Origin of the sequence: Paenibacillus ihbetae, assembly GCF_002741055.1 — a bacterium.
GTDB classification, from domain to species: Bacteria; Bacillota; Bacilli; order Paenibacillales; family Paenibacillaceae; genus Paenibacillus_AQ; species Paenibacillus_AQ ihbetae.
Genome location: NZ_CP016809.1, coordinates 5,504,131 through 5,516,448 on the forward strand (window position 1 = coordinate 5,504,131; position 12,318 = coordinate 5,516,448).

A 12,318-nucleotide genomic window follows, 5' to 3' on the forward strand; every position below is an offset into this window, starting at 1 on the left:
TGCTAATTCCGGATCCAATGGGTTTTCCGGTAATCGCCGGGCGGCTGGCCGGTTAATTTTTTGAACATGCGGATAAAGGATGTGACATTACGATACCCGATTTGCGCGCCAACTTCCTGGACCGGCATATTTGTCGTTACGAGAAGCTCCTTCGCTTTCCGGATGCGGATCGCATGTAGATGATCGCTGAAGTTGCTGCCGGTTTTTTCTTTAATATAGCCGGACAGATACGTCGGCGACATGTTGAGCTTATCCGCCAATAGCTCCAGTGATATTTCCTCGGAAATATGGTTTTCCATAAACTGGGCAATAAACTGAATGATATCGTAATTTTCTTCGCGTTTTCGTCGGATCGCTTCAGCTGCACGGGCAAGCTCGCTCAGCAGCGCTTGCTGATAGTGTTCGGGTGTGACGCAGTGCGCAAGCGGCTGGTGATCGGATTGAAGCGGACTTGATTCGATGTTCAGCAAATCCATCGTTTTTCGGATACGACTGAGAACGGCATGGGCGAATTGATGCAGCTGATCCGCTGTCGCGCCCCGGCGGTGAAGCGAATCGAATGCCCGATCAAGGAGCTCCTGGCAGCTGCTTTCGTTGCCCGCCTGCAGGTTTACGTAAAATTCATGCTCCTGCTCAGCCGTAAAACCGCTCACTTCTTCCCGCAGGGCCTTTTCCCATATAATCTGGGTTTCTTCCAACGGCATCGCTTGAAGCAGGAGCGACATGGCTTCGGCGTAGGCCTGATCGAAGTGCGAGGTGTGCTGGAACACGGACGACACGGCTATCGTGATCAGATAAGTGCCTTGGTCGTGATCGAAAATCCGCTTCAATTCGTTCAGGCAGGCAAGCAGACGCTCCGACCTCTCTTGCGTATATACGATCGACAGGATCTCCCTGCTGTCCATTTGGAGCGTATGGGATAACGGGAAGGCCTCCTGCACCTGCAGACTGATTATCTCTTTGATTTTGCCGGTGGCCTTGGTCAGCATATCCTCGAGCCGTTCCGAGGGAGTATGCCTGTACCTTAGCTGGAATACGACGATCATAAAGGCGCCCTCGCTTACCGGCAGCTCCGCTGCGGCGGCTTCGTCGATGTTGATGTTTTTGAAGCGAGCCATATAATGATAGCTTGTCAGGAGCGGCTTGACTTGGTCCATCCATGCCTTGATTTCCTTGCGCTCATGATGCAATCCCTGCAGGTGGCTGGCGATCGCGTTGAATTCGGAAATGGTGCCCTCGTATAGATGCTGTTCGGTTTTGCCAAGGCCTGTGATCATCCGCTTTAAAGGCTGATTAATGTTGCGGGTAAAGAACCAGGATGCCACCGTTCCGATCAGCAGCGTCGCGGCAAACAGGAGCACCGCGATCCAATTCATGCGGCTGATGCTGCGGTTCAGCTCATTATGGGGAATGATGGATACGTATGTAAGACCCGAGCGGTCCCCTTTTTCAAAAAAATAGTACGTTCCCTTGTCCTTAATCCATTCGGATTTTCCATTCCATGCAGGCAGCTGGCCATCCTTAGCGGAAGGATCCGATTGAAACAATGGCGTCCCGTCCTGATCAAGCAGCAGTAAACGGGAGCCGGCCATGCCTTTATAGGATTCATACCAGCTCTTCATATTGACGAATGCGATGATTTCCCACGGGCTTCCAGGGACATGGCTGACCAGCGGGAGAAGTTCCACCTCGCTGCTTTTGGGTTCAATGGTGAAGCTGCTGCTCGGAAGGGCCTGCAGGAAAGCGCCGGACCTGTCTGCCTCCTTCAACCAAAACTCGTACGGATACGCTTCGCTGACGTAATAATGCCTAAACATTCGGTCATCATCTACCATCCCGTCGAGTTCCAGCAGAAAGGAGTGGCTTCGGTAATAGATCATCACGTTTTGCAAATGGTAAAACGGCTGCGTCACCAGCGTGCGGATTTGATCCATCACCAAGTCCACCTGCAGGTAATCGATCGCTTGCTTGCCGCCTTTGTCGGCTTGCCGGCTAATATTTCCTACGAATTCATCGTGCTGAAGGCTGAGGAGCAGGCTCTTCCAAGTCGTATACTGCTTCTCGAAGCTGTCCACGGTATTCCGGATCAGCGTTAAATTGTATTTTACGATCTCGTTGTGGACATTCCGCGTATAAAACGTCATTGACCAGATGTTGTAGGAGGAAAGCAGGCTGATGACGATCAGAAAATAAACGAGCATTTTGAAGAATAGAGAATGGACCGAAAAACGGGACGTCAACCACTGCATGCCGCAATCTCCTTTATGTTTGAATCCGCTTACCTTCTATGTACCGTCATCCATTGTACAGGATCAACCATTCGGGATAAAGAGTTTTGAGCCAAAAGCAGCTCCAAGCTCAGAGCAGGTCCCGAAAAGGGACGTGTGCGCGTCAAAAGCAGCTCCAAGCTCAGAGCAAGTCCCTAAAAGGGCCGTGTGAGTGCCCAAAACAGCGCCAAGCCCGGAGCAGACCCGAAAAGGAACGTGTGCGCGCCCAACGCCAATGAAAAGTTACCTCCAAAGCCGCCGAAAAGAGTCCTCCAAATCGTCCACCGAAAACGCCCAACCTCCCACTTATTCAACTTCAGACCCCAAACTGAGAGTTAGAAGGAGGAATCCCCTTGTACTGCTTATAATAGGTTAGTGAAATAATTCAAAGAATAGAGCGAAATGGAAGCGATTCCCTTAGGGGATTATGCTATAATCCATATTTAGATGAGATTGGAAAAAATATTGAATAGGAGGTCATTATGACTATATTGTGGGAGAACATTATCATTACATTGGTTGTGCTATTGTTGATTCTCGCTGTTATCGGATTTGTGATCGGATTTGTTGCTGTCAAAGTATTCAAAGCATTTTCAAAAAATAACGGTTTGTTTAACCTTTAATTTCCAATTATTCTCCAGGAGGAATCATACCTATATCAAATAGAGTGGAGAATCTGTGAACATTTTTAAGGTAAGCGTTTTAAAAACATGTTACAATAGCTTGGGTTTACTATATAAAAGGTTGACAGGGGCAGCGGCGTCATTGAAGCGCTCCCATGCAGCCCGCCTTGTTCCAGTCATGTTGATAGGAGGATTCGAGAATGAATATCCATGAATATCAAGGAAAACAAGTACTGAAGCAATATGGAGTTGCTGTTCCGAACGGCAAGGTTGCGTTTACGGTGGATGAAGCAGTTGAAGCTGCCAAATCCCTGGGAAGTCCCGTAACCGTTGTAAAGGCACAGATCCACGCAGGCGGCCGCGGTAAAGCCGGCGGCGTCAAGGTGGCCAAGAGCCTTGAAGAGGTTCGCGCCTATGCTGAAGAAATTCTGGGCAAAGTGCTGGTGACTCACCAGACCGGTCCGGAAGGCAAGGAAGTCAAACGTCTCCTTATTGAAGAAGGCTGCGATATTCGCAAAGAGTATTACATCGGTGTCGTTGTAGACCGCGCTACAGGGCGTGTCGTCATGATGGCATCCGAAGAAGGCGGTACGGAAATCGAAGAGGTTGCAGCAGCAACACCTGAGAAAATTTTCAAGGAAGTCATCGATCCGGCTGTCGGACTTCAAACGTTCCAAGCCCGGAAGCTGGCGTATTCCATTAATATTCCGAACGAGCTGGTCGGCAAAGCCGTCCAATTTATGCTTGCCTTGTACAAGGCGTTCGTGGAGAAGGACTGCTCGATCGCCGAGATTAATCCGCTGGTCGTAACGGGCGACGGCAACGTCATGGCCCTTGACGCCAAGCTGAACTTCGACTCCAATGCCCTGTTCCGTCACAAGGACATTGTCGAGCTTCGCGACCTGGACGAAGAAGACGAGAAAGAAATCGAAGCATCGAAGTACGATTTGAGTTACATAGCTCTGGATGGCAACATCGGCTGCATGGTTAACGGTGCCGGACTTGCGATGGCTACGATGGACATCATCAAATACTATGGCGGCGATCCTGCCAACTTCCTTGACGTTGGGGGCGGCGCGACGACCGAGAAGGTTACGGAAGCCTTCAAGATCATTTTGTCCGATCCACAAGTTAAGGGGATCTTCGTCAACATTTTCGGCGGCATCATGCGCTGCGACGTGATCGCCACCGGTGTTGTTGAAGCGGCGAAGCAGCTGGGCTTGACCCGTCCGCTTGTTGTACGCTTGGAAGGCACGAATGTGGACCTCGGCAAGCAGATTTTGGCCGAGTCCGGTCTTAACATCGTACCAGCTGATTCCATGGCCGACGGAGCACAGAAGATCGTCTCCCTCGTTCAGTAAGAGTTCATTCCTGAAGAGGCATGGCACTTAAGGACGCTTCGCGCGTCCAGCCGTGCGGTTGCTTTCATTTTCAAATATCAATAGGGGATGTGAATCAATCGTGAGTATTTTGATCGATAAAAATACAAAAGTTATCACACAAGGGATTACAGGTAAAACGGCTCTGTTCCATGCGAAGGGCGCCCTTGATTACGGTACGCAAATGGTCGGCGGCACCTCGCCGGGCAAAGGCGGCACGGAAGTGGAAATTACGCTGGAGAACGGCAATACCGTGAAGCTTCCGGTCTTCAACACCGTTGAGGAAGCGAAAGCGAAGACCGGCGCAACCGCAAGCGTAATCTATGTTCCGCCTGCATTTGCAGCCGATTCGATCATGGAAGCCGTCGATGCCGAGATGGAGCTTGTCATTTGCATCACGGAAGGCATTCCGGTGCTGGATATGGTGAAGGTTGCACGTTATATGGAAGGCAAGAAAACCCGCCTGATCGGGCCGAACTGTCCGGGTGTCATTACGTCGGGCGAATGCAAGATCGGAATTATGCCGGGTTATATCCATACGCCGGGCCATGTCGGCGTCGTATCGCGAAGCGGAACGCTGACCTATGAGGCGGTTCATCAGCTGACGGCACGCGGCATCGGACAATCGTCTGCCGTGGGAATCGGCGGAGACCCTGTTAAAGGCACCGAGTTTATCGATGTCTTGAAGCTGTTCAATGAAGATCCGAACACGAAAGCCGTTATTATGATCGGCGAAATCGGCGGTACGGCCGAGGAAGAAGCTGCCGAGTGGATCAAAGCCAACATGACCAAGCCGGTTGTCGGCTTCATTGGCGGAGCAACTGCGCCTCCAGGCAAACGCATGGGCCATGCCGGCGCGATCATTTCCGGTGGCAAAGGGACAGCGAAGGAGAAGATTGCTGTACTCGAGGCTTGCGGTATTAAAGTCGCTCCGACACCGGCCGAAATGGGATCGACGCTAGTCAGCGTGCTTGAGGAGAAGGGCTTGCTTGAGGCTTGCACTACTCATTAATCGTATGAACGCGAGGCAGCTTTTTGCCTAATTGCGCAACCCAATATATTAAAAAATAGGTAAGCAACCTTTTATTTCCTGATTTCAGGAGATGAAGGGTTGCTTTTTCTGTTTATTTTGAAGGAGGCGACCGGAATGAAGCTGGAAAGCGTGCTGCTGGCCACATTGCATGAAAGTGAAGGCATCGGGTGGAGATCGATTCACCGGATATTGCTGAACGGCCCGCTGCATGAAGGCATGATTTCTTATGGCGTGAATGACTGGAGAGACCATGGATTGTCTGTCGAGCAGGCGAATAAATTGTCGAAACAGTTTCCGTCGAGCGTCGAACAATTGCTGGAGCGGATGTCAAATGCTGCGGTCGCTGCGGCCGGACATTCCCAAGGGGATGTATGGAAGTTGACAAACCGCTCCAAAATACGTATTATTACAGCCCTCGATGATCAATATCCCGAGCTGTTGAAATCAATGTCCGAGCCGCCTTGGGTATTATATTCGATCGGCCGAGCGGAGCTATTGGACCAGCCCGGCGTTGCCATGGTCGGGACCCGGATGCCGACGGCTTATGGCCGCAAGATGGCCGGCGTCCTGGCCGAGGCGCTCACGGGGCACGGGCTCGCAGTCGTAAGCGGATTGGCCAGAGGAATTGACAGCGCTGCGCACGAGGCGGCTTTAGCAAGCAGAGGAGCCACGATTGCGGTTCTCGGTGCGGGGATTGATATCATCTATCCAGCAGAGCACCGGTCCTTGTATGAGCGGATCGCCGAATCGGGATTGATTGTTTCCGAATATCCGCCGGGTACGAAAGCCCATCCGGGATTTTTTCCAAGGAGAAACCGAATTATTGCGGGGCTGTGTCTCGGAACCGTTGTCGTGGAGGCGGATGCGCGCAGCGGATCGCTGATAACAGCGGATTACGCGCTCGAGGCAGGGAGGGATGTCTTCGCGGTTCCCGGACAAGTGACTTCTCCCAAGAGCCGGGGAACGCTTGCCCTCATTAAACAGGGGGCCAAGATGGTGACGGACGCCCAGGATATTATCGAAGAATATGATTCCTGGTTGCCAAACAGGGCTTCCAATACATACAATAAGGAGCGGCAGGCCCCTCATTCGAGCCTCCCCGGCATGGATTCCGGGTTGACAAACGATGAACAGCACGTTTACCATATGCTCGAACAGGGACCCGGGTCGCTTGACGAGTTGTTGGAGGGGACCCAGTGGGATTTTGGACATTTGCATTCAGTTCTGTTATCTTTAATCATAAAAAAGCAGATAACCCAATTACCCGGTGCTATATATAAGATCATATAATGGGAAAGTTGAATGTTGGAGAGGAGGATGAACCTGTGGCGGATTCACTCGTCATCGTAGAATCGCCTGCCAAGGCGAAGACGATTGGCAAATATCTCGGCAGTAAATATATCGTGAAGGCTTCGATGGGTCATGTGCGCGATTTGCCGAAAAGCCAGATCGGGGTTGAGGTGGAGAACGACTTCAATCCGAAATACATTACGATCCGCGGAAAAGGTTCTGTCTTAAAGGAACTGAAGGATGCTAGCAAAAAGGTAAAGAAAGTATACCTCGCAGCTGACCCCGATCGCGAAGGGGAAGCCATCGCATGGCATCTTGCCCATGCCTTGGAGCTGGATGAATCTCAAAGCCTGCGGGTCGTATTTAACGAAATTACGAAAACGGCCGTCAAGGATGCTTTCAAGACGCCGCGCAAAATTAATATGGATCTCGTCAACGCCCAGCAGGCCAGACGGATTCTTGACCGTCTGGTGGGCTACAAGATCAGCCCTCTTTTATGGAAGAAAGTCAAAAAAGGGCTGTCGGCCGGGCGCGTTCAGTCCGTTGCTGTCAAGATTATTCTGGATCGCGAGAACGAAATCAGCGCGTTCGTGCCGGAAGAATATTGGACAATTACGGCCAAGCTGGCCGTGAAGGGCTCTTCGTTCGAGGCGAAGTTTACGCAGCTGAACGGGGAGAAGAAGGAGCTGTCCAGCCAGCAGGACGTGAATGAGGTGCTTGCGGCGATTGCGGATGCCTCTTTTACGGTCGGCGAAGTCAAGGAGCGCGAGCGCCAGCGTCACCCGTCGCCGCCGTTCACGACAAGCTCATTGCAGCAGGAAGCGGCGCGCAAGCTCGGTTTCCGGGCCGCCAAGACGATGTCGGTCGCCCAGCAGCTGTATGAGGGTGTGGAGCTTGGCAAGGAAGGCACAGTCGGTTTGATTACGTACATGCGTACCGACTCCACCCGGATATCCGGTACCGCGCAAGACGAGGCGAAGGAGTACATTACGGAGAAGTACGGAGAGCCGTTCGTACCCGAAAGCCCTAGGCAGTATTCAAAGAAAGCGGCAAATGCGCAGGATGCGCACGAAGCGATCCGGCCAACGTCCGTCCTTCGGGATCCGGAATCGGTAAAGCCGTACATGAGCCGTGATCAGCTCCGCTTGTATAAATTGATCTGGGAACGCTTTGTCGCAAGTCAGATGGCCTCTGCTGTACTGGATACGCTTTCTGTGGATATTTCGGCAGGTACTGCCGTTTTTCGGGCTACCGGATCCAAGGTGCGCTTCCCCGGCTTTATGAAGGTCTATGTCGAGGGCAACGACGACGGAACGACCGAAGAGGATAAATACCTTCCGGAGCTGCATACGGGCGACAAGCTCGAGAAGCAGGATATCGAGCCGAAGCAGCACTTCACTCAGCCGCCTCCGCGTTATACCGAGGCACGGCTTGTAAGGACGCTGGAGGAGCTTGGAATCGGACGGCCGAGTACTTACGCGCCTACGCTTGAAACGATCCAGAAGCGCGGCTACGTTGCCATTGAGGATAAGAAATTTGTCCCGACGGAGCTGGGCGAGCTTGTCATTGAGCAGATGGAGCAATTTTTCCCCGAGATACTGAATGTGGAATTCACCGCAAACATGGAAGAGGATTTGGACCATGTCGAGGAAGGCTCCGAGGATTGGGTCAAGGTGCTGTCGGAATTTTACAAATCGTTTGAAAAGCGGCTTGAGGTCGCTGAGGAAGAGATGAAGGAAATCGAGATTGAAGACGAGGTTTCCGACGAGATTTGCGAGAAATGCGGCAAGCCGTTGGTGTATAAGCTCGGCCGATTCGGGAAGTTTTTGGCGTGCTCCGGTTTTCCGGATTGCCGGAACACGAAGCCGATCGTGAAAGACATCGGCGTAACTTGTCCGAAGTGCAAGGAAGGCCATGTCGTGGAACGACGGAGCAAGAAGGGGCGGATATTCTTCGGATGCGACCGCTATCCGGAGTGCGATTTCGTATCTTGGGATAAACCTTCGCCCAAGCCGTGCCCGAATTGCAGCAGCTTAATGGTAGAGAAGAAGAGCAAGCAGGGGGTCAAGCTTCAATGCACTTCCTGCGACTATTCCGAAATGGTTGAGGAACAGGACGAAGCAGCAGAGATGTAGGCATACAGGGGGTAATGACGTTGACAGACACACAGAGAGTAACGGTGATCGGCGCGGGCCTGGCCGGCAGTGAAGCGGCTTGGCAGATCGCAAGCCGCGGGATTCCCGTTACCTTATACGAAATGCGGCCGGTCGTGAAGACGCCGGCCCATCATACAGACAAGTTCGCAGAGCTGGTCTGCAGCAACTCGCTCCGTGCAAATACGTTGACCAATGCAGTCGGCGTATTGAAGGAAGAGATGCGCATGCTGAACTCGCTCGTAATCGGCTCGGCGGACCGCAACGCCGTGCCGGCGGGCGGAGCGCTTGCGGTGGATCGTGACGGGTTCTCCGGTGAAATCACGGAGACGCTCCATCAGCATCCGTTAATTGAGGTTGTAAATGAAGAAATTCAGCATATACCTGAAGAAGGGATCGTCGTCATTGCGACAGGACCTTTGACCTCTCCCGCATTGTCGGCTCAAATCCGCGAGCTGATGGGCGAAGACTACTTCTACTTCTATGATGCGGCTGCACCGATCGTAGAGAAGGACTCCATTGATATGAGCAAGGTATATCTTGCTTCCCGATATGACAAAGGCGAGGCCGCCTATCTGAATTGCCCGATGACGGAAGAGGAATTCGATGCTTTCTACGATGCGCTGGTCAACGCCGAAGTTGCCCAGCTCAAGGAGTTTGAGAAGGAAATTTATTTCGAGGGCTGCATGCCGATCGAAGTGATGATGAAGCGGGGCAAGCAAACCGCTCTGTTCGGCCCGATGAAGCCGGTCGGACTGGTGAACCCGCATACCGGCAAGCTTCCATACGCCGTCGTTCAGCTGCGTCAGGACAATGCTGCCGGTACGCTGTACAATCTGGTAGGCTTCCAGACCCATCTGAAATGGGGAGAGCAGAAGCGCATTATCTCGATGATTCCGGGGCTGGAGAATGCCGAGATCGTACGGTATGGCGTTATGCACCGCAATACATTCGTCAATTCGCCGAAGCTGCTTCAGCAAACCTATCAAGTGAAGACGCGTCCGAATTTGTACCTCGCCGGGCAGATGACGGGTGTCGAAGGCTACGTTGAGTCCGCCGCCTCCGGCTTGATTGCAGGCATCAATGCGGCAAGAGCAGCACTTGGACAAGAAGGGATCGTATTCCCGCAGGAATCGACGATCGGCAGCATGGCTTATTACATTACGCATGCCGATCCGGATAATTTCCAGCCGATGAACGCGAATTTCGGACTGCTGCCGAAGCTGGAGACCCGGATCCGGAATAAGAAAGAGAAGAATGAAGCTTTGGCTAATCGCGCTCTGGATCATATTCGCGAGTTCATCAATGACAACCAACTGAATACGCTGTAACTTTTAAAAATAAGGGAGGTCCGCCATCATGGAAATGACTTTTCACGCTACGACGATCTGCGCCGTTCGGCATAATGGCAAGGCAGCCATTGCCGGCGACGGCCAAGTCACGTTCGGAGAAAGTGTAGTCATGAAGCAGACCGCCAAAAAAGTGCGCCGTCTTTACCGGGGACAAGTTGTCGCCGGTTTTGCCGGTTCTGTGGCGGATGCGATTACGCTGTTTGAGAAATTTGAGGGCAAGCTGGAGGAGCATCATGGCAACCTGCAGCGCGCGGCCGTCGAGCTGGCCAAGGACTGGCGCCAGGATCGGGTGCTGCGGAAGCTGGAGGCTTTAATGATTGTGGTGGATAAGACCGGAATGCTGCTGATTTCCGGCGGTGGGGAAATTATTGAGCCCGACGACGATGTCCTGGCGATCGGATCGGGAGGCAATTTTGCGCTCTCGGCAGGACGTGCGCTGAAACGGCACGCATCGCATCTGGAGGCTAAGGACATCGCGCGAGAGGCGCTTCAGATTGCTTCAGAGGTTTGCGTATATACGAACAGCAATATTACTGTAGAAGAGCTGTAATGATGCTTTACGGCAGCGTATAGCCATATCAGGGCGGGAGGTATTCACGGTGAATAAAGAAGCTATGACCCCAAGACAAATTGTTTCCGAGTTGGATAAGTATATCGTCGGACAGAAGGAAGCGAAGAAATCCGTTGCGGTAGCGCTCCGCAACCGCTATCGGCGCAGCTTGCTGTCCGATGAGGAGCGCGATGAGATCGTTCCGAAGAACATTCTGATGATCGGCCCTACGGGCGTCGGCAAAACGGAAATTGCCCGGAGGCTTGCGAAGCTGGTGAACGCTCCTTTTGTGAAGGTGGAGGCTACGAAGTTTACCGAGGTCGGGTACGTGGGACGCGACGTAGAGTCCATGGTGCGCGACCTGGTGGAAACAGCGATTCGCATGGTGAAGCTGGAGCGCACGGAGAAGGTCAAGGACAAAGCCGAAGAGATGGCGAACGAGCGGATCGTGCAGCTGCTGGCCCCGTCAACCAAGAGCCAGAAGAGCCAACGCAACCCGTTTGAGATGCTGTTCGGCGGCAGCAATCCGTCTCAGGCCGCAGACGATGATGCGGAAGATAAAGACGAAAGCCTGAAGGAGAAACGGAGACAGATCCGTTTTAATCTGCTGTCCGGAAAGCTTGAGGACGAAACGATCGAGATCGATGTCGAGGACACCGCTCCGAATATGTTTGATATGTTCGCAGGGCAGGGCAATGATCAGATGGGCATGAATATGCAGGAGATGTTCGGCAGCCTGATGCCGAAGCGGACGAAACGGCGCAAGCTGTCAGTCAAGGAAGCGAGAAAAGTGCTTACGCAAGAGGAGGCCGCCAAGCTGATTGATATGGATGATGTCATCCAGGAGTCGATCCGGCGCGCCGAACAATCGGGCATTATTTTCATCGATGAGATCGACAAGGTAGCCAGCCAAGGCCGCCAATCGGGTCCAGACGTATCCAGGGAAGGCGTTCAGCGCGACATCCTGCCGATCGTGGAAGGCTCTACGATCATGACCAAATATGGGCCGGTGAAGACGGATTTCGTGCTGTTTATCGCCGCAGGCGCTTTCCATATTGCTAAGCCTTCAGATCTGATTCCCGAGCTGCAGGGCCGGTTCCCGATCCGTGTGGAGCTGAACAGCTTGACGCTGGATGATTTTGTGTCCATTTTGACCGAGCCGAAGAATGCGCTGACCAAGCAATATATCAATTTGCTGCGGACCGAAGAGCTTGAAGTGGAGTTTTCCCCGGAGGCCATTCGGGAAATTGCCCAGATCGCGGCCTCGGTGAACCAAAACACCGAAAATATCGGTGCACGCAGACTGCATACCATCCTGGAGAAGCTGCTGGAGGATCTGTCATTCGAAGCGCCTGAGCTCACGCTGGAGCGAATGGTGATTACGCCTCAATACGTGAGGGAAAAACTCGCCGGCATCGCCCAGGACCGGGATTTAAGCCAATATATTTTGTAATTCGGCAAGGAAAAGGATCGGTTGTAAATGTTTGTCGATGCGGAAGTAGTCCGGGATGTCGAAATATTTGCGTATGTTGGAAGCGATCAGGACCGATTTCGTAATTTTTTGTGAACAAGCGGGCCTGCGTCTGGACCTATACTTTGGGAAGAAAACTTTAAATTTTACAAAATCAGTATTAAGATTTGCAATATTTTAGAAAAAAACGAAACGAAAAT

General features: G+C 52.4%; 8 protein-coding genes. 7 read left to right on the forward strand and 1 reads right to left on the reverse strand.

Going from position 1 to position 12,318, the window contains the following annotated elements:
• Positions 1-2: 2 nt before the first annotated feature.
• Positions 3-2,249, reverse strand: a complete 2,247-nt coding sequence (locus tag BBD41_RS24780) for a helix-turn-helix domain-containing protein (RefSeq protein WP_099479211.1) — start codon at positions 2,247-2,249, stop codon at positions 3-5.
• Positions 2,250-3,090: 841 nt separating this feature from the next.
• Here BBD41_RS24780 and sucC point away from each other — a divergent pair.
• The 7 genes from sucC to hslU all read left to right on the forward strand — a co-directional run bounded on the left by sucC (position 3,091) and on the right by hslU (position 12,100).
• Positions 3,091-4,251 carry an ADP-forming succinate--CoA ligase subunit beta gene (sucC, locus tag BBD41_RS24785; RefSeq protein ID WP_077567133.1) on the forward strand — a complete coding sequence of 387 codons (1,161 nt, stop codon included), beginning with the start codon at positions 3,091-3,093 and terminating at the stop codon, positions 4,249-4,251.
• 100 nt (positions 4,252-4,351) lie between these two features.
• The gene (sucD, locus tag BBD41_RS24790; RefSeq protein WP_099479213.1) at positions 4,352-5,281 is read left to right on the forward strand and encodes a succinate--CoA ligase subunit alpha; all 930 of its coding nucleotides are present in this window, start codon (positions 4,352-4,354) and stop codon (positions 5,279-5,281) included.
• 135 nt (positions 5,282-5,416) lie between these two features.
• Positions 5,417-6,592, forward strand: a complete 1,176-nt coding sequence (gene dprA / locus BBD41_RS24795; protein WP_099480787.1) for a DNA-processing protein DprA — start codon at positions 5,417-5,419, stop codon at positions 6,590-6,592.
• 35 nt (positions 6,593-6,627) lie between these two features.
• On the forward strand, positions 6,628-8,727 hold the full coding sequence (gene topA, locus BBD41_RS24800) for a type I DNA topoisomerase (RefSeq protein ID WP_099479215.1): 2,100 nt from the start codon (positions 6,628-6,630) through the stop codon (positions 8,725-8,727).
• 14 nt (positions 8,728-8,741) lie between these two features.
• A complete protein-coding gene (gene trmFO / locus BBD41_RS24805) occupies positions 8,742-10,076 on the forward strand; it encodes an FADH(2)-oxidizing methylenetetrahydrofolate--tRNA-(uracil(54)-C(5))-methyltransferase TrmFO (RefSeq protein ID WP_418304238.1) in 1,335 nt (444 codons plus the stop codon).
• Positions 10,077-10,104: 28 nt separating this feature from the next.
• On the forward strand, positions 10,105-10,647 hold the full coding sequence (gene hslV, locus BBD41_RS24810; RefSeq protein WP_099479219.1) for an ATP-dependent protease subunit HslV: 543 nt from the start codon (positions 10,105-10,107) through the stop codon (positions 10,645-10,647).
• Between the two features lie 64 nt (positions 10,648-10,711).
• Positions 10,712-12,100 carry an ATP-dependent protease ATPase subunit HslU gene (hslU, locus tag BBD41_RS24815; protein WP_206098335.1) on the forward strand — a complete coding sequence of 463 codons (1,389 nt, stop codon included), beginning with the start codon at positions 10,712-10,714 and terminating at the stop codon, positions 12,098-12,100.
• Positions 12,101-12,318: the final 218 nt, after the last annotated feature.